General features: G+C 58.9%; 18 protein-coding genes. 1 reads left to right on the forward strand and 17 read right to left on the reverse strand.

Annotated features, from left to right (window positions below):
- Window positions 1-2: 2 nt before the first annotated feature.
- The 11 genes from B9Z42_RS02565 to B9Z42_RS02610 all read right to left on the reverse strand — a co-directional run bounded on the left by B9Z42_RS02565 (window position 3) and on the right by B9Z42_RS02610 (window position 16,581).
- On the reverse strand, window positions 3-5,909 hold the full coding sequence (locus B9Z42_RS02565; protein WP_100131742.1) for an excinuclease ABC subunit UvrA: 5,907 nt from the start codon (window positions 5,907-5,909) through the stop codon (window positions 3-5).
- Window positions 5,910-6,064: 155 nt separating this feature from the next.
- Window positions 6,065-6,238: a hypothetical protein gene (locus tag B9Z42_RS16320; RefSeq protein ID WP_199171960.1), complete on the reverse strand. Its 174-nt coding sequence runs from the start codon at window positions 6,236-6,238 to the stop codon at window positions 6,065-6,067.
- 83 nt (window positions 6,239-6,321) lie between these two features.
- Window positions 6,322-8,085 (reverse strand): MFS transporter, encoded by a 1,764-nt coding sequence (locus B9Z42_RS02570; protein ID WP_100131743.1) that lies wholly within the window; start codon window positions 8,083-8,085, stop codon window positions 6,322-6,324.
- A 265-nt stretch (window positions 8,086-8,350) separates the two neighbouring features.
- The gene (locus tag B9Z42_RS02575) at window positions 8,351-8,983 is read right to left on the reverse strand and encodes a 2-hydroxychromene-2-carboxylate isomerase (RefSeq protein ID WP_100131744.1); all 633 of its coding nucleotides are present in this window, start codon (window positions 8,981-8,983) and stop codon (window positions 8,351-8,353) included.
- Window positions 8,980-9,249: a DUF1289 domain-containing protein gene (locus tag B9Z42_RS02580; RefSeq protein WP_100131745.1), complete on the reverse strand. Its 270-nt coding sequence runs from the start codon at window positions 9,247-9,249 to the stop codon at window positions 8,980-8,982. The genes B9Z42_RS02575 and B9Z42_RS02580 overlap by 4 nt, the downstream gene beginning before the upstream one ends.
- 65 nt (window positions 9,250-9,314) lie before the next feature.
- The gene (locus tag B9Z42_RS02585; RefSeq protein ID WP_100131746.1) at window positions 9,315-10,040 is read right to left on the reverse strand and encodes a DUF4197 domain-containing protein; all 726 of its coding nucleotides are present in this window, start codon (window positions 10,038-10,040) and stop codon (window positions 9,315-9,317) included.
- Between the two features lie 63 nt (window positions 10,041-10,103).
- A complete protein-coding gene (locus B9Z42_RS02590; RefSeq protein WP_100131747.1) occupies window positions 10,104-11,015 on the reverse strand; it encodes a hydroxymethylglutaryl-CoA lyase in 912 nt (303 codons plus the stop codon).
- 21 nt (window positions 11,016-11,036) lie between these two features.
- Complete coding sequence (locus B9Z42_RS02595; protein WP_100131748.1) at window positions 11,037-11,957, reverse strand: glyoxylate/hydroxypyruvate reductase A; 921 nt, start codon at window positions 11,955-11,957, stop codon at window positions 11,037-11,039.
- Between the two features lie 4 nt (window positions 11,958-11,961).
- Window positions 11,962-14,061 (reverse strand): acetyl/propionyl/methylcrotonyl-CoA carboxylase subunit alpha, encoded by a 2,100-nt coding sequence (locus B9Z42_RS02600; protein ID WP_100131749.1) that lies wholly within the window; start codon window positions 14,059-14,061, stop codon window positions 11,962-11,964.
- 86 nt (window positions 14,062-14,147) lie between these two features.
- Window positions 14,148-14,942 (reverse strand): enoyl-CoA hydratase/isomerase family protein, encoded by a 795-nt coding sequence (locus tag B9Z42_RS02605; RefSeq protein ID WP_100131750.1) that lies wholly within the window; start codon window positions 14,940-14,942, stop codon window positions 14,148-14,150.
- A gap of 16 nt (window positions 14,943-14,958) precedes the next feature.
- Entirely contained in the window at window positions 14,959-16,581 is a 1,623-nt protein-coding gene (locus tag B9Z42_RS02610) for a carboxyl transferase domain-containing protein (protein ID WP_100131751.1), read from the reverse strand.
- Window positions 16,582-16,669: 88 nt separating this feature from the next.
- On the opposite strand from B9Z42_RS02610, the gene B9Z42_RS02615 reads away from it, so the two are divergent.
- A complete protein-coding gene (locus B9Z42_RS02615; protein ID WP_100131840.1) occupies window positions 16,670-17,713 on the forward strand; it encodes an AraC family transcriptional regulator in 1,044 nt (347 codons plus the stop codon).
- Window positions 17,714-17,732: 19 nt separating this feature from the next.
- Here the strand turns inward: B9Z42_RS02615 and B9Z42_RS02620 are convergent, their stop codons facing one another.
- The 6 genes from B9Z42_RS02620 to B9Z42_RS02645 form a co-directional block, all read right to left on the reverse strand.
- Window positions 17,733-18,389 carry an HAD family phosphatase gene (locus B9Z42_RS02620; RefSeq protein ID WP_100131752.1) on the reverse strand — a complete coding sequence of 219 codons (657 nt, stop codon included), beginning with the start codon at window positions 18,387-18,389 and terminating at the stop codon, window positions 17,733-17,735.
- Window positions 18,390-18,445: 56 nt separating this feature from the next.
- Window positions 18,446-18,850: a YchJ family protein gene (locus B9Z42_RS02625; protein WP_100131753.1), complete on the reverse strand. Its 405-nt coding sequence runs from the start codon at window positions 18,848-18,850 to the stop codon at window positions 18,446-18,448.
- Between the two features lie 9 nt (window positions 18,851-18,859).
- Window positions 18,860-19,735, reverse strand: coding sequence for a plastocyanin/azurin family copper-binding protein (locus B9Z42_RS02630; protein WP_100131754.1), 876 nt, complete (start codon window positions 19,733-19,735; stop codon window positions 18,860-18,862).
- A gap of 68 nt (window positions 19,736-19,803) precedes the next feature.
- Window positions 19,804-20,934: an acyl-CoA dehydrogenase family protein gene (locus B9Z42_RS02635; RefSeq protein WP_100131755.1), complete on the reverse strand. Its 1,131-nt coding sequence runs from the start codon at window positions 20,932-20,934 to the stop codon at window positions 19,804-19,806.
- Window positions 20,935-20,969: 35 nt separating this feature from the next.
- The gene (locus B9Z42_RS02640) at window positions 20,970-21,635 is read right to left on the reverse strand and encodes an SDR family oxidoreductase (RefSeq protein WP_100131756.1); all 666 of its coding nucleotides are present in this window, start codon (window positions 21,633-21,635) and stop codon (window positions 20,970-20,972) included.
- A gap of 9 nt (window positions 21,636-21,644) precedes the next feature.
- Window positions 21,645-22,838: an acetyl-CoA C-acyltransferase gene (locus tag B9Z42_RS02645; protein WP_100131757.1), complete on the reverse strand. Its 1,194-nt coding sequence runs from the start codon at window positions 22,836-22,838 to the stop codon at window positions 21,645-21,647.
- Window positions 22,839-22,843: the final 5 nt, after the last annotated feature.

Below are 22,843 nucleotides of genomic sequence, written 5' to 3' on the forward strand. Positions count from 1 at the left end.
GGTCAAACCCGCGCCAGCACGGGTTTGAGCGCAACACCCGTGTGGGTGCCCTGCGCGACCACCGCTTCGGGCGTGTCGGCCGCGACGATCAAGCCGCCGCCGTTGCCGCCTTCGGGGCCGAGGTCGATGATCCAGTCGGCTTCGGCAATCACGTCAAGGTCGTGCTCAATCACCACCACGCTGTGGCCGGCATCCACCAAACGGTGCAACACGCGAATGAGTTTGTCCACGTCGGCCATGTGCAGACCCACTGTGGGTTCGTCCAACACATAGAGCGTGTGCGGGGCTTTGTTGCCACGGCGCGTCACGTCGTCGCGCACCTTGCTTAGCTCGGTCACCAGCTTGATGCGCTGCGCTTCGCCGCCGCTGAGCGTGGGTGAAGGTTGGCCCAAGGTGAGGTAGCCCAAACCAACGTCTTTGAGCAATTGCAACGGGTGCGCAATATTGGGCATGGTGGCGAAAAAGTCAACCGCCTCGTCGACTTCCATTTGCAACACATCGCCAATGCTTTTGCCGCGCCAGCTCACCGCCAAGGTTTCGGGGTTGAAGCGTGCGCCGTGACAGGTTTCGCACGGCACTTTCACGTCCGGCAGAAAGCTCATCTCAATGGTGCGCAGGCCTTGGCCTTCGCAGGTGTGGCAACGGCCTTCACCGGTGTTGAAGCTGAAGCGCCCTGCGCCGTAGCCACGGGCTTTGGCTTCGAGCGTTTCTGCAAACAGTTTGCGAATCGTGTCCCAAAAACCAATGTAGGTTGCGGGGCAGCTGCGCGGAGTTTTACCAATCGGTGTTTGGTCGACTTCCAACACACGATCGATGGTTTGGTAACCATCCAAGCCTGTGCAGGCCACCCAGGCAGGGTGCTTGCCTTCCTCATCGAGTTTGCGGCCCGCTTGCGTGGAGCGCTGCGCCACCGCTGCGGCCACGTTGTGCAGCAGCACATCGCGCGCGAGCGTGGATTTGCCCGAGCCCGACACGCCCGTCACCGCCACCAAACGCTTGAGGGGGACGTCCACACTCACGTCGTTCAGGTTGTGCAGCGAGGCGCCTTCGAGAGACAGCCAGTTCAGTTCTGCATTGGCAACATCGCGCCGCACCTGCAAGGGATGCCGCATCGCGTGCAACAAGTAGCGCCCCGTTTGCGAATCCGCTTGGTCGGTGATGTCTTTCACCGATCCCTCGCCCATCAAACGCCCACCGCGCTTGCCCGCGCTCGGCCCAATGTCGATGATGTGGTCGGCGCGGCGAATGGTGTCTTCGTCGTGCTCCACCACCACCAGCGTGTTGCCTTTATCGCTGAGCAAATGCAGCGCGTTCAACAAAATTTGGTTGTCTCGCGCATGCAAGCCAATGGTCGGCTCGTCCAATACGTAACAGACGCCTTGCAAGTTACTACCCAGCTGCGCAGCCAAGCGAATGCGTTGCGCTTCACCACCGCTGAGCGTGGGTGCGCCACGGTCGAGCGTGAGGTAGTTCAAGCCCACTTGTTCTAAGAACTCCAACCGGCTCTTGATCTCTGGCAACAGGTCGCGTGCGATGTCTGCCTCGCGACCACTCAACGTCAGGGTCTCGGCCCACTTGCGAATGTCGGTCACGCTCAAGCGCGCGATGTCGGTGATGCCCACGCCTGCAAACTTCACGGCACGCGCGGTGGCATTCAAACGGGTGCCCTCGCAGCTGGGGCAGGCAGTGTCGGCCAAGTCGTCCACATCGGGCTCGGCGAAGGTTTGCTCTCTTCCCTTGTTTTGGCCTTTGTCTTTGTCATCGCGCACCGAATCGTCCAGCACCTTGCGCTGGTCTTTGTCCAGTTTCACGCCCGTGCCCACACAGTCAGGGCACCAGCCGTGTTTGCTGTTGTACGAGAACAAGCGCGGGTCCAGCTCGGTGTACGAGGTATCACACACCGGGCAAGCGCGTTTGGTGGAATACACATCCAAGCGGCCAATGCTGTTGGTCTCGGTGCCCGCCGCCATCGCTTCGCGCAAACCGTCGAGCTGACTCAACACATGCACCACGCCCTTGCCGTGCTCCAGCGCCGTCGCCAAAGCAGCGCGTAAGGCGGGTTCGTTCTGAGCAGAGACTTCAAGACTGGCCACAGGCAACTCAATGGTGTGCTCTTTGAAACGGTCCAAACGCGGAAAGCCCGTGGTCGGCAAGAAGTGCCCGTCCACACGCAAATGGGTGTAGCCACGCGGACGCGCCCAATCGGCCAACTCGGTGTAGACACCTTTGCGGTTCATCACCAACGGGCTCAGCACACCAATGTGCTGCCCCTTGAACTCGCGCATCAGCTGCGCGGCAATACGATCAGGCGTTTGCGGCTGCACAGCAGCGCCGTCGTGGATGCAATGCTGCGTGCCCAACTTCACATACAACAAACGCAAGAAATGCCACACCTCCGTCGTCGTGCCCACCGTGGACTTGCGGCCACCGCGACTCAAGCGCTGCTCAATCGCCACCGTCGGCGGAATGCCATACACAGCATCCACCTCAGGACGCCCTGCGGGCTGCACAATGCTGCGGGCGTAAGCATTCAAGCTCTCCAAGTAACGACGCTGCCCTTCGTTGAACAAAATGTCAAACGCCAACGTCGACTTGCCTGACCCCGACACCCCCGTGATGACGTTGAACTTGCCGCGAGGAATGTTCACACTCAAGCTCTTGAGGTTGTGCTCTTTCGCGTTGATGATTTGAATAGCGCCAGCATCGCTAGAAGCATGTCGCAAGCCACTCACCGCTGCTGGAGCAGTCGGTGTGCCGGGCAACGATGTTGAGCCTGCGTCTGAGGCGCCCGGCATACCGGCTGTTCCAGCAGCAGCGCCAGCAAAACGAAGCGAACCTTCAGCCGCAAGAAGCCCCACAGAAGCCTTAGCCACCGCATAAATCGACCCCATAGACTCCGCATACTCACGCAGCGCCAGCCCCGTGTGCGAGGTCGGGTGCAGACGCACTACCTCAGGCGGACCTTCGGCCACCAGCAAACCACCCGCCTCACCGCCTTCAGGCCCAAGGTCGATCAACCAATCGCTGGCACGGATCACGTCAAGGTTGTGCTCAATCACGATGAGCGAGTTGCCGTCTTCGAGCAAGCGGCGCATGGCGCGCATGAGCTTGGCGATGTCGTCAAAGTGCAGGCCCGTGGTGGGCTCGTCGAACATGAACAACACGCCCTTTTTGGCCAAGGCTTGGCGGCTGGATGTTTTGGCTTTGGCCGCTTCGGCCAAGAAACCCGCCAGCTTCAATCGCTGCGCTTCACCGCCACTCAAGGTGGGGACGGGTTGGCCGAGTTTGACGTAGTCAAGGCCGACATCGACGATGGGTTGAAGTGTGCGCACCACTTCGCGGTCGTTGGCAAAAATCTCCAGCGCCTCCCCCACTGTCAACTCAAGCACGTCAGCCACGTTCAAGACTCTTCGCGTCGCGACTGCGGGTGCAGCGTCTTGCTCGTCTTCGCTTCGCTCAGAATGTCGCTGCGCCGCTGCCCCCGCAGCCGCGCCGCGAAGTTCGCGCTCGATGGTGATTTCAAGAATTTCTGGCCGGTAACGTTTGCCGTTGCAGTCTTGGCAGCGCAAATATACGTCGCTCAAAAACTGCATTTCCACATGCTCAAAGCCCGAGCCGCCGCAGGTGGCGCAGCGGCCATCGCCACTGTTGAAACTGAACTTCGAGGCGGTGTAGCCGCGCTGTTTCGACATGGGGGCGACGGCAAAAATTTCGCGCACCGCATCCCACGCGCCCACGTAGCTGGCGGGGTTGGAGCGCGCCGTTTTGCCGATGGGCGATTGGTCCACAAACACCACGTCGCTCAAATGGTCTGCACCGAGCAAACGGTCGTGTGCGCCCGGGGTTTCGGTGGCGCGACCGAAGTGGCGCATCAAGGCGGGGGTCAACACGTCTTGGATGAGCGTGGATTTACCCGAGCCACTCACGCCCGTGATGCAGACCAAGCGCTGCAAAGGAAACTCAATGCTCAGGTTTTGCAGGTTGTGCTCGCGCGCGCCTTCCAAAATCAAACGAGGTGTGCTGTCGGTGACCAAGCGCTTGAGGCCTAAGCCAATGCTTTTGCGCGCGCCCAAATAAGCGCCGGTCAAGGTGTCGGCCGATTTCAAATCTTCGGTGGTGCCGTCAAACACAATCTGCCCGCCCTTAACACCAGGGCCTGGCCCCATGTCGATGATGCGGTCAGCGCACAGCATGACGGCCGGGTCATGCTCCACCACCACCAAGGTGTTGCCCGCATCGCGCAGACGCAGCATGGCTTGGTTGATGCGGTTCATGTCACGCGGATGCAAGCCAATGCTGGGCTCATCCAGCACAAACAAAGTGTTCACCAACGAAGTGCCCAAGGCTGTGGTGAGGTTGATGCGCTGCACCTCGCCGCCGCTGAGCGTGCGGCTTTGACGGTCGAGCGTGAGGTAGCCAATGCCCACGTCGCTGAGGTACTTCATGCGCGTGCGAATTTCATCCATCAGCAAGTGCAGCGCTTGTGCATCGGCCCCCGCCACGTCGACTTCGGTGGCGTTGAAAAAGCGGTGCAGTTTGTCGATGGGCAGCAGCATCAAGTCGTGCAGGCACAGGCCCGGCATGGCTTCGAGTTGCTCGCGGGTCCACTGCACGCCTTGGGGCATGAAGCGCTTGGCGGGCGGCAACACGGCGTCGGCATTTTCTTTGCTGCCAATGCGCCACAGCAAGCTGTCGGTTTTGAGTCGCGCACCCGCGCACACGCCGCATGGGGTGTAGCTGCGGTACTTCGAGAGCAGCACCCGGATGTGCATCTTGTACGACTTGCTCTCCAAATATTCAAAGAACCGTTTCACGCCATACCACTGGTGATTCCATTTGCCTTTCCACAGCGGCGAGCCGTGAATGACCCAATCTTTTTGCTCTTGGGTCAGCTTGGTCCAAGGCGTGTCGCGCGGAATGCCTTCGGCTTCGGCGTGGCGCATCAAGTCGTCTTGGGTTTCGGCCCAAGCGGGCGTTTGAATCGTTTTGATGGCGCCCGCACGCAAGGTGAGTTTCTCGTTGGGGATGACCAAGCCGTAGTCCACCCCAATCACGCGTCCAAAGCCGCGACAAGTCTCACACGCGCCCACTGCCGAGTTGAACGAGAACATCGACGGTATGGGGTCGCTGTAGCGCAAGTCGCTGTCGGGGCAATGCAGGCCGGTGGAGAAGCGCCACAGTTCGGGCGTGGACTCAGCGTCCAAAGACCAATACACATTCAAGCGACCGCCACCGCGTTTGATGGCCAACTCAATCGCCTCCAACACGCGCGCCTGTTCGGTGTTACCCAACTTAAACCGGTCCGCCACCACATCGAGCAACTTGCGCGGGCCTGTGGGTGTGGCCACTTCGCGCTCGGCATGCACGCGGGTGAAGCCACTGGCGCTCAGCCACTGCTCAACTTCGGCGGCCGTGGTGTTGGCTGGCAACTCCACGGGGAAAGTCATGATCAAGCGCGGGTCTTGCGCTTGGGCGGCACAACGGCGTTGCAGTTCGGCGTAAATGGTTTGCGGCGTGTCGTGCTGCACGGCTTGCGCGGTTTGACGGTCAAATAACTGGCCAGCACGGGCGATCATCAACTTCAGGTGATCGTTCAGCTCGGTCATCGTGCCCACCGTGGAGCGCGAGCTGCGCACAGGGTTGGTTTGGTCAATCGCAATCGCGGGGGGCACGCCCTCTACTTTGTCAACGGCAGGGCGGTCCATGCGGTCTAGGAACTGACGGGCGTAGGCGCTGAAGGTCTCTACATAACGGCGTTGGCCTTCTGCATACAAGGTGTCAAACACCAAACTCGATTTGCCCGAGCCGCTAGGGCCGGTGACTACGGTGAGTTCGCAGGTGCGAATGTCGAGGTCTAAGTTTTTGAGGTTGTGTTGGCGTGCGCCACGGATGCGGATAGTGCCTGACATGGCGGGGCCTTTGGAAGTGTGGCGAATATTCTAGAGATTCGCGCAGGCCCGCATCCGTATCGGGGCATTGACATCCTTAAGCATTCAATCGTGACGTACCAAGCAAAACGCCACGGACCAGCCGTGGCGTTTTGCTTGCGAGAAGAAACAACAGCTTACTTGGCAGCAGAGGCGTCAGCCGATGCCGGACCAGAAGCCGCTTCAGCAGGAGCATGCACGGCATCAGCGCCATGCTTCTCGCCACTCATGTCCAAGCTGTCGCCACCTTGCATGATCACAAACATGGCCAAGCCCGCAAAGATCACAAAGCCCACAAAAATTTTCAACATATTAAATCTCCGAAATCAGTAAAAAGCCCTCCACCAGGGAGGGCTTGAATGTAGCACCCAGGTCACCCTAGGAAGCTTACAAATTAGTCGTTGGCGTAGATGTCCACGTCTTTGGTTTCTTTGATGAACAAGCCACCGATCACGACGGTTGCGCCGGCGATGATGATCGGATACCACAAGCCGTTGTACATGTTGCCGGTCTGGGCCACGATCGCGAAAGCGGTTGTGGGCATCAAACCACCAAACCAGCCGTTACCGATGTGGTAAGGCAAGGACATGGATGTGTAACGGATGCGAGTGGGGAACATCTCAACCAACATGGCGGCGATAGGACCGTAGACCATAGTCACCAACAACACCAAGTAAGTGAGGATGATGACAACGGTGACTTTGTCGAACTTGGCCATGTCAGCTTTGGCGGGGTAGTTAGCGGCCTTCAAAGCAGCGCCCAAGTTGGAAGCCAGCAAGGTCGTACCGGCGGTCTTCTCGTTGCTCAGGTCTTTGACAGACTTGGTGGCAGCTTCGATGGCCTTGGCATCTTTGGGTTCAGCAGCGTTCAGAGCAGCCAACTTTTCCTCAGCCTTGGCCTTGGCAGCAGCGATGTCTTCAGCAGAGTACTTGACGTTGACCACGGTCTCGCCCACTTTGATCACTGCAGGGGTGCCCGCAGGCGCTGCAATGTTTTCGTAGGAAACCGAAGCACCAGCCAAACGTTGTTTAGCGATGTCGCAAGAAGAAGTGAACTTCTTGGTACCTGTGGGGTTGAACTGGAACGAGCACTCGGCTGGATCGGCAGTCACCGTGACCTTGGCCGACTGCTGAGCAGCGTACAGGTCAGGGTTGGCTGCTTTGGTCAGCGCTTCGAAAACCGGGAAGTAAGTGACCACGGCCAACAAGCAACCAGCCAAGATCAGTGGTTTACGACCGATTTTGTCCGACAGCGTGCCGAAGATCACGAAGAACGGTGTGCCGATGATCAAAGAGATCGCGACCATGATGTTGGCGGTGGCGCCGTCCACTTTCAACGCTTGTGTCAAGAAGAACAAAGCGTAGAACTGACCGGAATACCAAACCACAGCCTGGCCCATGACCAAGCCGAACAAGGCCAAGATCACGATTTTCAGGTTTTTCCACTGGCCGAAAGATTCGGACAGAGGCGCTTTGGAAGTCTTGCCTTCGGCTTTCATTTTCACGAAAGCAGGTGATTCGTTCATGCTCAAACGGATGTACACCGAGATGATCAGCATGATCACAGAGACCAGGAACGGAACGCGCCAGCCCCAATCAGCAAAAGCTTCTTCGCCGATGATGGTCCGTGTGCCCAAGATCACCATCAGTGACAGGAACAAGCCCAATGTCGCTGTGGTCTGGATCCAGGCGGTGTAGGCACCACGCTGGCCCGCTGGGGCATGCTCAGCCACATAAGTGGCGGCACCACCGTACTCACCACCCAAAGCCAAACCTTGCAGCAAGCGCAGGCAGATCAGGATGACGGGAGCGGCCACGCCAATGCTGGCATAGTTGGGCAAAACGCCCACGATGAAGGTCGACACACCCATGATCAGGATGGTGACCAAGAAGGTGTACTTGCGGCCGATCATGTCGCCCAAGCGGCCGAAGAAGATCGCGCCGAAAGGACGCACGATGAAACCGGCAGCAAACGCCAGCAAAGCGAAGATGAAAGCAGAGCCTTCGTCCAAGCCGCTGAAGAATTGCTTGGCAATGATCGCTGCCAATGAACCGTACAGATAAAAGTCATACCATTCGAAAACGGTACCCAAAGAAGAGGCGAAGATCACCTTCTTCTCTTCACCCGTCATCGGGCGATTTGCAGCTGCTGTTGCCATGTGTTGTGTCTCCTTAGACGATTAACTTCAATGCCCTGACTGAGCATTGCGCCGCGCAACTATCAGCGGAATAGCTGACCCAATTCTGACGTCATGGACAAACAGGAAGTCCAGCATCTGAGCTTTTCCCCAAAAGTTAGTAATAACCCTTTGAGGTAATTTCCCATCATGGAAAAAGCATGCGTTGGATCAAGTAATTTAGAAATTCGTGTTAAAAAATTCAGGGTAATTCCTGAGCAATATTTTTAAACCGCCCTCGCGCAGATCAACGCTTAACGCCGGCTTGGACATTGGCAACAGAACCCCAAGCGTTGTCAAACCACGGATCCTCGTCCAGGTAAGCACGCATCATGGGCAAAGCGTCCAAGCCCCAAAACAGCTTGTCGTCGACGCAGAACGTAGGCACACCAAACGCCCCACGCGCAAGAGCCTCATCGGTGTTGGCTTTGAGCTGGGCTTTCACCTCGGGAGCGTCCATGGCGCGTGCAGGATTGAGCTGCTGGACCAACGCTGGCAAACGCGACGCATCATCGGCGGCCATGCCGCCTTGCCACACATGGCGAAATACGGTTTCGCACACCCAACGGTTGGGCGCGCCATCTGTGCTGCATGCCAGCGCCAGACGCAGCAAAGCCAAGGGGTTGAAGGGGTGCGCCGCCGGCATGTCAAAACGCACACCCAATTGACGGGCTTGCCACAGCACTTGCCGATACGTCCACTCCCGTTTGCCTGCGATCTCGGCAGGCCCTAATTGCCCGTGGTGCTTGAGCATGCCGGCAAACAGCACGGGCTTGTAAACCACGTGGTGGCTCACCCCCATCAAAGCAGACGGCAGGGCCTCGAATGCCAAGTAGGCATACGGCGAAATAAAATCAAGGTAGCAGGTGATGGTTTTCATGGCGCGACCATCGACGAAATGCGAGCAGCAATGCGCCCCCACACCCCTCGTCTGTTCGCTTCAGACGATTGGCCCCAGGCCCCAATTTCATCCAAGGTGCGCCAGCAGCCTTCGCAAACTTGGGTGTCGTCGCTCATGCGGCACACCGAAATGCAAGGGGACGGAACCGGCCCTGCATCGCGCAAGACCTTCTGTGCATAGGCCAACAAATTCAGCGCAACGGCTGAAGGGCCTTGAGGTTTGGGGGTAAGTTCACTGCCGCACATGGAACTATTGTGAAGCAATCACAGCGTCCCATGTGTCCCATGAGGAATTAACCCTGAAGAAGGATTTACCGAGCTGCGCCAAATACTTTTGACAACAACGCACTACCGGCAGCCGCTGGGTTTTGGCGTAATTTTTTTTCTTCTTCGGCAATCATCGCAAACAGGCCATCCAATGATTTTCCGGTCACGTATTGCTGCACGCTGGCATTCTCTTTGTTGACCACGCCAAGGCTGGCGGCCTTGCCTGCTACGTCGTTATAAAGGGCTGCAGCGCCTACTTTTTCAGTCGCTTGGGTCACGGCGGGCAAAAATCTCACGGCCATAGGTTCGCGCGTTTTGGTTGAAAAGAATGTCGTGGCCGAGGTGTCGCCGCCCATCAAAATCGACTTGGCATCGCTCAACGACATCGATTGAATAGCGCCCACCAACAGGTCTTTCGACAAGGGGATGGCCGACTCCGCCGCGCGGTTCATAGACACCACCAACTCATCCATCTTTTGCCCCAAACCCATGCGTTTGAGCAACTTAGCAGCGTCATTCAAATAGCCAGGCAAGCCAATACGGACTTTCTCGTTGCCCATAAACCCGTCTGGTTTGGCCAACAAGTTCACCGCAGCTTGTGCCCCTTTTTCTAACGCGGCCTTGATGCCTAGCCCCGCGTCTTTGTCGGTCAAATCGGCCAAGCTCAGCGCATGCGCCTGGGTGTAAGCCAACGTCAACAAGGCGGCGAAGCTTACGGTCACGTGGCGATTGAATTGGCGGCGGGTGGGTTGAACGCGTGAGATTGGCATAAAGCTCCTGAGGGTTGAGTGTCCGAAGGAGCGAGTCTAGCGCCAGATTTGAAGCTGAAAGTGTTAAGAATTGTTGCGTTTGCTGATCACGGCGCGTGCGACGCGTGAGCCTGATGGTCGGCCTAAAAAATCGCTGATGAATGCGCCCGCATCAATCAGCGCATCGAGGTCTATGCCGGTCTCAATGCCCATGCCATGCAACATGTACACCACGTCTTCGGTGGCCACGTTGCCCGTGGCGCCTTTGGCGTACGGGCAGCCGCCCAATCCCGCCACCGACGACTGAAAGTTCCAAACGCCCATCTGCAAGGCCGCCAAGGTGTTGGACAGCGCCTGCCCATACGTGTCATGGAAATGCCCCGACACATGGGCCACCTCGAAGTGCTGGAGCGTGGCCTCGATGGCCTCTTGCACCTTGAGCGGTGTGCCAACACCAATCGTATCGGCCACGTCCACGCGTTGCACACCAATACTTTTCATCAATCCGGCCAGATAGGCCACGCGCTCGGGCGCGATGTCGCCTTCATAAGGGCAACCCACCGTGCAACTCATCGCACCACGAACAGCAATGCCCGCAGCCAAGGCTGCTTCAACGACCGGCGCAAAACGTTCGATGCTCTCAGCGATCGAGCAATTGATGTTCTTTTGGCTGAAGGCCTCGCTGGCTGCGCCGAACACCACGATCTCGTCGGGCTTAGATGTCACCGACGCCTGAAAGCCTTGCAGATTGGGCGTGAGCACCGAGTAGCGCACGTTAGGCAAACGCGTGATGCCCGCCATCACCTCGGCGTTGTCTGCCATCTGCGGCACCCACTTGGGCGACACAAAACTGGTGACTTCAATCTCGCACAACCCCGCCGCTTGCAAGCGATGCACCAGCTCGATCTTGACCGCGGCTGGCACCGGTTGCTTTTCGTTTTGCAGGCCGTCGCGAGGGCCGACATCGATGAGTTGGACGCGAGAAGGCAAGTTCATGGTTGTCATCGTTTTTAAAAATCAATAGCCCGTGCGCGGGTCGACCACGCCAGAAATGGTTTGCCCTTGTTCAAGCGCCAGCATCTTGTTCACAATTTGTGCCGCGCTTTCATCCCGCAAGGTACGCGCCGAGGTATGCGGCGTGACGGTGATTTTGGGATGCGTCCAAAACGCATGACCAGCGGGCAGCGGCTCAGTGCGAAACACATCCAAGGTGGCACCGGCCAAATGGCCGCTGTCGAGCAAAGCCAACAAATCTTCTTCCACCAGATGCCGACCACGCGCCACGTTGATCACATAGGCATGCGGCGGCAGCTGCGACAAAGTGGCTTGGTTCAACACGTTTTCGGTCTCGGGCGTGAGCGGCAACAAATTGACCAACACACGGCTGCTGGACAAGAACGCGTTCAATTGCTGCGCGCCCGCAAAGCACTGCACGCCCGGCAATTGTTTGGCGCTGCGGCTCCAGCCATTCACCGGAAATTCAAAGGCTTGCAAGGTCTTGGCCACGCGGGCACCCAACACCCCCAAGCCCATCACGCCCACCGAAAAATCGGTCCGCAGGTTGGGCTTGCGGTACGACCACTTGCCCTCACGCACATCGCGCTCGTACGCGTCGAACTCGCGAAAATGACGAATCACCGCATGGCTCACGTACTCGGCCATTTGCACGGACATGCCCGCATCATCCAAGCGCACGACTTGAAGCGTGGGTGGCAAGCGCAGCTGCAACAAGGCGTCGACGCCGGCACCAATATTGAACAAGGTCTTGAGGCCAACTTGTTCATCGATGAAGGATTGCGGCGGAGCCCACACCACCGCATGGTCAGCCACAGGGCTACCAGGCTGCCACACCGACACGTCCGCTTGCGGCAGAAACGCGCGCAAGCTGTCCACCCAAGGTTCGGGTTTGATGTTCGTAAGGCAGATGGTGATTTTCATGCGGTCAATCGGTTTTGAGTTTGAGCAACTCCGCGCCTTCTGCCACTTGGTCGCCGGGTGCGTACAGCAACTCCAGCACTTCGCCATCGGCGGGCGCGGCCATGGTGTGTTCCATTTTCATCGCTTCCATCATAGCGAGCGGCTGGCCGGCTTTGACTTTGTCACCTACGTTTACCGAGAAAGACACCACCTTGCCGGGCATGGGTGCCGTCAGGCGTCCACCCGCTTCTTGCACCTCGCCCGCATGGGCCAACGCGTCGACCACGGTGATGCGTGTCGCACCCTGCGGAGCAAACACATGGGCCACATCGTCGCCACCTTCCACATGCATGAACACCTGCACGCGGGCTTGTTGATCGGCAAACGCAATGGCCAACTGATCGCCCTCGGCACGCCATGTCAGGGCGCCGGCAACGGGTTGAGGCAAAGGTGTGCCAACAGTCTCAATAGCGGCATGGGCGGAAGGTGCATGCACCACAGCCTCCATCGCGAGCTGTGTGGTGCCATCGTGGCCATACGTCAACAGCGCGGTTTGCGCTTGGCCGTGAAACACAAACCCAAAGCGACGCGTCGCCACGCCATAAGCACGCCAGCCATCGCGACGGCTGAATGGGTCGTTGCCAGTCAACGCAGCTTCACGTTGCAAGGTGCTGGCCACCACAGCGGCAGTGGTCAAAGCTAAGCCCAAAGGTTCTTGGCCAAACAAGGCTTTGTCTTCGCGCTGAATGAGCGCCGTGTCGAGCTTGGCCCTGGCGAAGGAATCGGTTTGGATGACGCGACGCAAGAACTGCACATTGGTGGTCAAGCCCACGATGCGCGTTTGCGCCAAGGCCTCGTCTAAACGTGCCAGCGCTTGCTCGCGCGCGTCGCCATGCACGATGAGCTTAGCCACCATGGAGTCGTAAAACGGGCTGATGCTGTCGCCTTCACGCACGCCGTCGTCGATGCGCACAGACAGGCCTGTGTGGCTGGTGTTCGGAATCTCAAAACTGCTGCACGCAGGCTTGCGGTACACCGACAAAGTCCCGGTCGCAGGCAAGAAGTTGTTATCGGGGTTCTCGGCGCAAATACGCGCTTCGATGGCATGGCCTTGAATGCGCAATTGGTCTTGACGCAAAGGCAAGGGCTCGCCGCTGGCGACGCGCAATTGCCATTCCACCAAGTCGAGCCCTGTGATGGCTTCGGTCACGGGGTGTTCTACCTGCAAGCGGGTGTTCATCTCCATGAAGAAAAACTTCATCGACTCGGGGCTGTCATAACCCGTTTGCTCGACGATGAACTCCACCGTTCCCGCGCCCACGTAGTTGACGGCTTTGGCTGCGGCTACGGCGGCTTCGCCCATTTGTTTGCGCAACGCTTCAGTCATGCCAGGCGCAGGGGCTTCTTCCAACACTTTTTGGTGGCGGCGTTGCACTGAACAGTCGCGCTCGAACAAATACACGCAGTTACCGTGTGTATCGCCAAACACTTGGATTTCGATGTGACGAGGGCGCTGCACATACTTCTCGACCAACACCGCGTCATCGCCAAAGCTGTTGATGGCTTCGCGTTTGCAGCTGGCCAAAGCCTCGGCAAAGTCAGCCGTCTTTTCAACAATACGCATGCCCTTGCCACCGCCGCCCGCACTGGCTTTGATGAGGACGGGGTAGCCCATGTGGTCGGCTTCGCGCTGCAACAAAGCAGGGTCTTGGTCAGCGCCGTGGTAACCGGGAACCAAAGGCACGCCCGCTTTTTCCATCAACTGCTTGGACGCCGCTTTGAGGCCCATGGCCTGAATGGCCGAAGCGGGGGGGCCAATGAAGACCAAGCCGGCGGCGGCGCAGGCTTTGGCGAAGTCTTCGTTCTCGCTCAAGAAACCGTAGCCAGGGTGCACGGCTTGGGCGCCCGTGTCTTGCGCGGCTTGCAAGATGCGCTCCCAGCGCAGGTAACTGTCTTTGGGGGCGCTGCCACCAATATGAACGGCTTCGTCACACACCTGCACGTGTTTGGCTTGCGCGTCTGCGTCTGAATACACGGCCACCGTTTTGATGCCCAATTTGCGCGCGGTCGCTGCCACACGGCAGGCGATTTCGCCACGGTTGGCGATGAGGATTTTTTGAAACATGACGGGTTGTCTTTCTGAGTTCAAGGCGAGGCGTGAATGGCGATGCGTGAATGGCGATGGGTAAGTCGACGGCGGGCGAAACCGCGTCAGAGCAGCCAGTTGGGTTTGCGTTTTTGCAAGAACGATTGCACGCCTTCTTTGCCTTGTGCACTGGCACGAATATCGGCAATACCCGCCACGGTGTGGGCCACGAGGGCATCATCAATCTCGCGCTCGGCCACGTGTTGCACCAAGCGCTTACAGGCACGCACGGCGTTGGGGCTGGCACTGCCCAAGGCGCTGGTGAGCTCGGCTACTTTGGCGTCTAACGCGTCGGCCGTGACCACCTCGTGGACCAAGCCTGTGCGGTGCGCTTCGGCAGCGCTGAAACGCTCAGCCGTCAAAAAGTAACGGTGCGAGGCACGCGCGCCCATGGCACGAATCACGTAGGGGCTGATGGTGGCGGGGATGAGGCCCAGCTTGACCTCGCTCAAACAGTAGGTAGCCGTGTCCACACTCACCGCCATGTCGCAAGCGGCAACTAGCCCTAAGCCCCCCGCAAACACATCGCCCTGCACGCGGGCGATGGTGGGCTTGGGGCAGTCGTAAATAGCGCGCAGCATCGTAGCGAGTTGACCTGCGTCGGCGAGATTTTCGTCGCGCGTGTAGTCGGCCATGCGGCGCATCCAGTTCAGATCGGCGCCAGCGCAAAACGCGGGGCCGAGAGCGGCCAACACCACGCAGCGCACGTCAATCGCTTGACCGGCTTCGAGGAAAGCGGTCTTCAATTCTGAAATGACTTCATCATTGAACGCGTTGCGCACATCGGGGCGGTTGAGCGTGATGGTGCGCACGCCCGCTTGGGTAGCAACAGACAGGGCTGAAGGGTTGGTGGTTGTCATAAAAATGCCTCTTGCATCACATGCGGAACAAACCAAATTTGGTGTCTGGAATCGGCGCATTCAACGATGCACTCAGGCCCAGCGCCAGCACACGCCGCGTGTCGGCGGGGTCGATCACGCCGTCGTCCCACAAGCGGGCGGTGGCGAAATAGGGGTGACCTTGTTCTTCGTACTGTTGGCGAATGGGGTCTTTGAACGCTTGTTCGTCTTCAGCGCTCCAAGCCGCCTCGCCTTTGAGCCCCGATTTAGCTTCCATGCCGTCGCGCTTGACCGTGGCCAACACGCTGGCCGCTTGCTCACCGCCCATGACGGAGATGCGTGCGTTCGGCCACATCCACAAAAAGCGTGGGCTGAACGCGCGGCCGCACATGCCGTAATTGCCCGCACCAAAACTGCCGCCAATGATGATGGTGAACTTGGGCACAGCCGCAGTGGCCACCGCCGTGACCATCTTTGCGCCGTTGCGCGCAATGCCTTCGTTTTCGTACTTGCGACCCACCATAAAGCCGGTGATGTTTTGCAAAAACACCAAGGGAATTTTTCGCTGGCAGCACAGCTCGATAAAGTGCGCGCCTTTCAAAGCAGACTCGCTGAACAAGATGCCGTTGTTGGCAATGATGCCAACCGGCATGCCTTCGATGCGCGCAAAGCCGCACACCAACGTGGTGCCAAAGCGGGCTTTGAATTCGTCAAACTCCGAGCCGTCCACGATGCGCGCAATGATCTCGCGCACATCAAACGGCTTGCGCGTGTCAGCAGGGATGACGCCATACAACTCTTGCGCATCAAACTTCGGTGGCACGGGCGCATGCGTTGCGATGTTGGGTTGTTTTTGAGCGTTCAAGTTTTTCACGGTCTGACGTGCCAGCGCCAACGCGTGCACATCGTTTTGTGCCAAGTGGTCGGCAACGCCAGACAGACGGGTGTGCACATCGCCACCGCCGAGGTCTTCTGCCGTCACCACTTCGCCAGTCGCAGCCTTCACCAAGGGCGGGCCACCCAAGAAGATGGTGCCTTGATTTTTAACGATGATGGTTTCGTCGCTCATCGCGGGCACATACGCGCCGCCTGCGGTGCAACTGCCCATCACCACCGCGATTTGCGCAATGCCTTGCGCGCTCATGTTGGCTTGGTTGAAGAAGATGCGGCCAAAGTGGTCGCGATCGGGGAACACCTCGTCTTGGTTGGGCAAGTTGGCACCGCCCGAGTCGACCAAGTAAATGCACGGCAAGTTGTTTTGCTGCGCGATCTCTTGCGCGCGCAAATGCTTCTTCACCGTGAGCGGGTAGTAAGTGCCGCCCTTCACCGTGGCGTCGTTGCACACGATCATGCAGTCCACACCGCTGACGCGGCCAATGCCAACGATCAAGCCAGCACACGGCGCGTCGTTGTTGTACATGTTGAGCGCAGCGAGCGGTGCCACCTCTAAAAATGGCGTGCCGGGGTCGAGCAGCATTTGCACGCGGTCACGGGGCAAGAGTTTGCCGCGTGCAGTGTGTTTGGCGCGAGCAGCCTCGCCGCCACCGACGGCAATTTTTTCGAGATGCGCTTTGAGGTCATCCACCACGGTGCGCATGGCGGCAGCGTTGGCTGCGAAATCTCCGGAGCGGGGGTTCAATTGGGTGTGCAAAACAGTCATGCGTGGGTCCTTTGCGTGTGAGCGTAAAGCGAACCGGCACGCAGAGCGTGTCAGCATGGTTGCAAATCCTGCCACAATTCGACCCAACATGGTTAACCCTAGCCGCCCACTCACCCCCTCGCCGACTCAGGGCCGAGCCGAGACGCCGATTGCTTTTATTCAAACCATAGCCGCCGCTTATGCACAACGCGGCGTAGGCATGGAGAGCGCCTTGGCAAAGGCACAAATCGAGCCATCGTTGCTGCTGCAGAACAACGCGCGCGTGACCGCCATGCAGATGGAACTGATCTCAGGCATTGCCATGCAAGAGCTGGACGATGAAGGCTTGGGCTGGTTCAGCCGACGCCTGCCTTGGGGCAGCTATGGGCTATTGGTGAGGGCCTCGCTCACGTCGACCACGCTGGGTTTGGCGCTGGCCCGCTGGTGCAGACACCACGGCTTACTGACGGACGACATTCACCTGCACCTCAGCGAACACGACGGTGTGGCCACCTTGCAATTGGACGAGGCGCACGACTTGGGCGGCTTTCGTGAATTCTGTGTGGTGTCTGTGTTGCGCAATGCCTTGGGCGTGGCGTGTTGGTTGACCGACTCACGCATTCCCCTGCAAGCCACCCGCCTGCGCTTTGCCGCGCCCGCCCACCAAGACAGCTACCGCGTGTTGTTTGACGGTCCCACCACATTCAACGCGACTGTCAACAGTTTGCAGTTCGATGCTGGCTATCTGGCCTTGCCCGTGCGCCGCGACGAAGCCGCCCTGCAACACATGCTGCAACGCGCACTGCTGCTGACCGTGCGCCCTTACCGACGCGACCGCTTGTTGGTCGAAAAAGTGCGCCAAACCCTGGCCCAGCACCCAGAACATGGCCGCAACGCCGAGGACTTGGCCGCGTGGCTCAACATGTCGGCACGCACGCTGCACCGGCAGCTGAAAGAAGAAGGGGCCTCGTTGCAAGCGCTCAAAGACGCCGTGCGCCGCGATGTCGCCATGGATTTGTTGCTGCGCACACAACGCCCTGTCAAACAAATTGCCGAGGCGGCGGGATTTCAAAACGAGAAAAGTTTTATTCGTGCATTCAAAGGCTGGACAGGCACCTCACCAGACGCGTTTCGACAACAAGGCCCTCGCTGATCGAAAGCAACGCTGTCGATCACGCGGCAGTGAACAGCGCGGGCAACTCGCTCATACAAGTGAACACGTGGATAGCACCAGCGGCACGCAAAGCATCGGCCTGCCCGTGGGCGGCATAGCCCCACACCGTGGCACCCGCGGCCACGCCAGCGGTCACGCCAACCGGTGTGTCTTCAACCGCCAGGCAACGCTTGGGATCTTTGCCCAAATGCGCGGCAGCGGCCAAATACACATCGGGTGCGGGTTTGGTCTGCGGCACCTCGTGGCCACTGAAGATGCGGCCATCAAAGAAGTGGAACAAGCCCACTTTGCCCAGCATCAAATTGATCTTGAATCGGTCTGCACCAGACGCACAAGCGATCTGACCTTGGCAAGCATCGAAGACGTGTTGCACGGCGGCGTGAATGTGCGGGATGGCCGTGATTTCGGTCTCTAAACGCAGATTGCGTCGGCGGTAAAACTCGTCCATGAAGGCATCTGTCAACGGCTGGCCCGTGTTCGCCTCGATCAAGTCGCGGCGGTTGCGCACAGTGTGGCCCACAAAGTGCGCCATGCACTCTTGCAAGGTCAGAGTCCAGCCCGCTTCTTGCAACATGTCACGCAAGGAACCACAGGTGATGGCTTCGCTGTCGACCAGCACGCCATCGCAATCAAACAACACAGCTTCGAATTTCATGCGCTGATTATCGCGACCTGAACTGGCGTAGAAAAGCAGCGTCCGCCCACGACGCGCTAGAGCACATCGCCATCTACATAGAACCAACGGCCGTCTTCACGCACAAAGCGACTGCGCTCATGCATGCGCACGGCACCGCTGGGCAATCGGTAACGGGCGACAAAGGTCACCTCGGCCGTGAGGTCGCCGGTCATGCGGTGGTCGCGCACCTCAAGGCCCAACCATTTCGCATCTCCATCAAAGTCCAGCGACGCAGGTCGGGTGCTGGTGTGCCATGTTGCCAACAAATAGTCAGCGCGCTGATGCACAAAAGCGCTGTAACGGGATCGCATCAAGCACTCAGCATTTGGGGCCAGCGCCACGTCGACGTGGTCGACAAAGGCACCGCAGCAGGCGGTGTAGGCAATAGGGCGGCGCTTTGCATCGGTGCGCCCACAGGGGCAAGCGGTCACGGCGGTCATGCGGGGCTTTTAAGGCAAGACCGAAATGGTGCCGCGCATGCCGGCCTCGTAATGGCCGGGCTCAAAGCACGCGATGTGCAAAACGCCAGCATCGGTGAAGGTCCACACCAGTTCGCCCTTGGCACCGGCAGCTAAGCTCAACGCGTTACTGCCATGGTGGTTGTGGCTGCTGTTGGGTTTTTTCATGTCTTCAGCATGGGCTTGCAACTCGGCTTCTGTGCCGATGATGAACTCATGACGCACTTTGCCAGCATTCACCAGTTGGATACGAACGGTTTCGCCCGAGGTGGCTTGCCAGTTGGCGGGGGTGAAGCGCATGTCATCGCTCAAGGTGACCGTCACGTTGCGCGTGGGGGCATCTGCAACCGAGCTGCTGTGCGCATGTGCGTCTTGCTTTTGCGCAGAGGCTTGACCATGGGTGTGACCGTGGCCATCATCCGCGTGCCCCACCCACTGTGTCCACGCCACAGCCGAACCCACAGAGACAACGGCGACGGAAAACAAGGCATAGGTGATGAGGCGATTGACCGACATGCGCGTACGCCAATCCATGTAGTACATGGCCAGCAAGCTCAAGGCGAAGCCCAAGGGCACGACCCACACACTGCGGTCGGGTGAATCTGGGAAATGCTGCAAGCCACCGGTGAAAAAACCCAAGCCCACCGACGACACAATGCCCATGCCCAACACATCGGCCCAGTTCAAACGCTGGTCATGGTGCAAGCGCATTTCTAGCCATGAACCGAGCAGATAAAAACACACGCCAAACGCAGCAGTGATGAGGGAGCGTGACTCGCTGAACATGCCGTGGTTGACTGCGCCCGCAATGAAGCTGATGCCGCCGTATTTCAGCAAGGTGGCGGTGTGGGTGGTGGCGAAGGACATAGACGACTCCGTGTTCAAACTCCCGCCATTGTCCAGCACACAGCGCCAGCTTTGGCTGACACGGGGTTTTAAGCCAAGGCGCGTTGGATGATGATTTTTTGCACGTCGCTGGTGCCTTCGTAAATTTGGCACACGCGCACATCGCGGTAGATGCGCTCCACAGGGAAGTCGCTCACCACGCCGTAGCCACCCAAAGTTTGAATGGCCACGCTGCAGACCTGCTCTGCCATTTCGCTGGCAAAGAGCTTGGCCATAGCGGCTTCTTTCAAACAAGGCAACCCTGCGTCACGCAAAGCAGCGGCGTGGTACATCAATTGGCGCGCGGCTTCGAGCTGCGTGGCGCAATCGGCCAAGCGAAAGCCCACCGCTTGGTGGTTGAAGATGGCGGTGCCAAAGCTCACGCGTTCTTTGCTGTATTGCAACGCGGCTTCAAACGCGCTGCGCGCCATGCCAATGCTTTGAGCCGCGATGCCGATGCGACCGCCCTCCAAAGCAGACAGCGCAATTTTGTAGCCCTCGCCTTCTGCGCCAATCAAGTTTTCAGCAGGAATGCGGCAGTTGTCAAAGTTGATTTGTGCGGTGTCGCTGCTGTGCTGACCCAGCTTGTCTTCGAGGCGCGCCACGTTGTAGCCAGGTGCGTTGGTGGGCACGATGAAAGCGCTCATCCCTTTTTTGCCTGCGCCTCTGTCGGTCACGGCGATGACGATGGCCACATGGCCGTTTTTGCCACTGGTGATGAATTGCTTCACGCCGTTGATGACGTATTCGTCGCCTTCTTTGGTAGCCGTGGTGCGCAGTGCTGAGGCGTCAGAGCCCACGTGTGGCTCGGTCAAACAGAATGCGCCGAGCATGTTGCCTTGCGCCAGCTCGGTGAGCCATTGCTTCTTTTGGGCGTCGTTGCCGTAGCGCATGAGAATGGCGTTGACGGGGCAGTTGGTCACACTGATCGCGGTGCTGGTGCCGCCATCGCCTGCGGCGATTTCTTCCAAAACCAAAGCGAGGGTGAGGTAGTCCAAACCCGCGCCACCCAAGTCTTCGGGCACACAAATGCCATACGCACCGAGTGCAGCCAAACCTTTGTGCACGTCGTGCGGGAAAGTGTGGTCTTTGTCCCACTTCGCGGCATTAGGCCAAAGCTCTTTTTGGGCAAAGTCGCGTACGGCGTCGCGGATCATGGTTTGGTCAGGCGTGAGCAACATGGGGATTTAAAAATAAAGAAAACAAGAATCGAAGATCACCATGGAATGGTGCTGCCGTCGTGCGATAAAAACTGACCGCATTGCGCGGCGGTGAGTTGCGACAAAGTGCGACGGATGTGCGTCACGCTGTCTTTTGTGGTCAGAGGGGCACTCACGCCACCCATCTCGGTTTGCACCCAACCTGGGTGCAGGGCCACCAAGCGCGCGCGAGGGTAGGCAGGCTGCGAAGTGCGCACGACCATATTGAGCGCGGCCTTGCTGATGCGGTACAGCGCCGCATCGCTGCTGCGCGTGCCTTGCAAGCTGCCCATCACGCTGCTGATACAAGCCAACACACCGTCGGCGGCCTCCACCATGGGGGCGATTTGTGGGATGGCCATCATGGCACCCATGACGTTGGTGTGCATCACGCGATCAAACGTGTCTTGTGTGGGCGGCGTGTGGGCACTGGCGCGGTCCATCACGCCCGCAACAAACAGGGCCACGTCGAGCTTTTCCCCATCGAGGAGCCACGCCAAAGACGTGACACTGACGGGTTTGGCCACATCCACGCGCAAGCACTGAGCGCCCAATGCTTGCACGCGGTCACGCCCCGCATCGTCACGTGCCGTGGCAATCACGCGCCAGCCGTCCGTCATGTATTGGCGAACCAGCTCTAACCCGATGCCCCGTGACGCGCCAATGATGAGTGCAGTCGACATGCTTGAACCTTAGACCAATTCCAGCGCGACGGCCGTGCCTTCGCCGCCACCGATACACAGTGTGGCCAAGCCTTTTTTCAGGCCACGTGCTTTGAGCGCATGGATCAGCGTGACCATGATGCGCGCGCCCGATGCGCCGATGGGGTGACCCAAGGCACAAGCGCCGCCGTTGACATTGACTTTGTCGTGCGACACGTTGAGTTCTTTCATGAGGGCCATGGGAACGACAGCAAAGGCTTCGTTCACTTCCCACAAGTCCACATCAGCCACCGACCAACCTGCTTTGGCCAACGCTTTTTGTGTGGCGCCAACGGGTGCCGTGGCAAACCACTCGGGCTCTTGGGCATGCGTGGCGTGGCTAACGATGCGTGCCAAAGGTGCGCAGCCCAATTTCTTCGCGGTGCTTTCGCGCATCAACACAATGGCAGCTGCGCCATCGTTGATGGACGAGCTCGACGCGGCAGTGATGGTGCCGTCTTTTTTGAAGGCGGGTTTGAGCGAGGTGATTTTGTCGAGCTTGACTTTGCCGGGGCCTTCGTCAATCGACACCACGGTCTCGCCAGTGCGGGTCTTGACCGTGACTGGGGTGATCTCTGCAGCAAAAGCGCCCGACTCTGTGGCGGCTTTTGCGCGTTGCACGCTGGCGGTGGCAAACGCGTCTTGCTCGGCGCGTGTGAAGCTGTATTTGGCGGCACAGTCTTCACCGAAGGTGCCCATGCTGCGACCCGCTTCATAAGCGTCTTCCAAACCATCGAGCATCATGTGGTCAAACAAACGATCGTGGCCCAAGCGGTAACCGCCGCGACCTTTGAGCATGAGGTAGGGGGCGTTGGTCATGCTTTCCATGCCGCCAGCCACCAACACGTCGTGGGTCCCAGCGACCAGCATGTCGTGCGCGAACATCGCAGCGCGCATGCCTGAGCCACACATTTTGGACAGGGTCACTGCGCCAGCGCTTTTTGGCAAACCGCCCTTGAAACCGGCTTGACGCGCAGGGGCTTGACCTTGGCCGGCCATCAAGCAGTTGCCAAACAACACTTCGGTCACTAGCTCTGGGGTGAATTGCGAGTTCAGGGCAGCGCGATCCACAGCGGCCTTGATGGCTGCGCCTCCGAGGTCGTGCGCGGCCAAGCTTGAGAAGTCGCCTTGAAAGCTGCCCATAGGTGTGCGGGCAGCACTGACGATGACGATGGGGTCGGACATGAAGT

This window comes from Limnohabitans sp. B9-3, assembly GCF_002778325.1.
In the GTDB taxonomy this organism is placed as follows: Bacteria; Pseudomonadota; Gammaproteobacteria; order Burkholderiales; family Burkholderiaceae_C; genus Limnohabitans; species Limnohabitans kasalickyi.

What these genes read in the sequence shown, in the direction of transcription:
- B9Z42_RS02565 (WP_100131742.1), bottom strand. Translation starts at nt 5,909, where the DNA reads ATGTCAGGCACTATCCGCATCCGTGGCGCACGCCAACACAACCTCAAA.
- B9Z42_RS16320 (WP_199171960.1), bottom strand. Translation starts at nt 6,238, where the DNA reads ATGTTGAAAATTTTTGTGGGCTTTGTGATCTTTGCGGGCTTGGCCATG.
- B9Z42_RS02570 (WP_100131743.1), bottom strand. Translation starts at nt 8,085, where the DNA reads ATGGCAACAGCAGCTGCAAATCGCCCGATGACGGGTGAAGAGAAGAAG.
- B9Z42_RS02575 (WP_100131744.1), bottom strand. Translation starts at nt 8,983, where the DNA reads ATGAAAACCATCACCTGCTACCTTGATTTTATTTCGCCGTATGCCTAC.
- B9Z42_RS02580 (WP_100131745.1), bottom strand. Translation starts at nt 9,249, where the DNA reads ATGTGCGGCAGTGAACTTACCCCCAAACCTCAAGGCCCTTCAGCCGTT.
- B9Z42_RS02585 (WP_100131746.1), bottom strand. Translation starts at nt 10,040, where the DNA reads ATGCCAATCTCACGCGTTCAACCCACCCGCCGCCAATTCAATCGCCAC.
- B9Z42_RS02590 (WP_100131747.1), bottom strand. Translation starts at nt 11,015, where the DNA reads ATGAACTTGCCTTCTCGCGTCCAACTCATCGATGTCGGCCCTCGCGAC.
- B9Z42_RS02595 (WP_100131748.1), bottom strand. Translation starts at nt 11,957, where the DNA reads ATGAAAATCACCATCTGCCTTACGAACATCAAACCCGAACCTTGGGTG.
- B9Z42_RS02600 (WP_100131749.1), bottom strand. Translation starts at nt 14,061, where the DNA reads ATGTTTCAAAAAATCCTCATCGCCAACCGTGGCGAAATCGCCTGCCGT.
- B9Z42_RS02605 (WP_100131750.1), bottom strand. Translation starts at nt 14,942, where the DNA reads ATGACAACCACCAACCCTTCAGCCCTGTCTGTTGCTACCCAAGCGGGC.
- B9Z42_RS02610 (WP_100131751.1), bottom strand. Translation starts at nt 16,581, where the DNA reads ATGACTGTTTTGCACACCCAATTGAACCCCCGCTCCGGAGATTTCGCA.
- B9Z42_RS02615 (WP_100131840.1), top strand. Translation starts at nt 16,670, where the DNA reads ATGGTTAACCCTAGCCGCCCACTCACCCCCTCGCCGACTCAGGGCCGA.
- B9Z42_RS02620 (WP_100131752.1), bottom strand. Translation starts at nt 18,389, where the DNA reads ATGAAATTCGAAGCTGTGTTGTTTGATTGCGATGGCGTGCTGGTCGAC.
- B9Z42_RS02625 (WP_100131753.1), bottom strand. Translation starts at nt 18,850, where the DNA reads ATGACCGCCGTGACCGCTTGCCCCTGTGGGCGCACCGATGCAAAGCGC.
- B9Z42_RS02630 (WP_100131754.1), bottom strand. Translation starts at nt 19,735, where the DNA reads ATGTCCTTCGCCACCACCCACACCGCCACCTTGCTGAAATACGGCGGC.
- B9Z42_RS02635 (WP_100131755.1), bottom strand. Translation starts at nt 20,934, where the DNA reads ATGTTGCTCACGCCTGACCAAACCATGATCCGCGACGCCGTACGCGAC.
- B9Z42_RS02640 (WP_100131756.1), bottom strand. Translation starts at nt 21,635, where the DNA reads ATGTCGACTGCACTCATCATTGGCGCGTCACGGGGCATCGGGTTAGAG.
- B9Z42_RS02645 (WP_100131757.1), bottom strand. Translation starts at nt 22,838, where the DNA reads ATGTCCGACCCCATCGTCATCGTCAGTGCTGCCCGCACACCTATGGGC.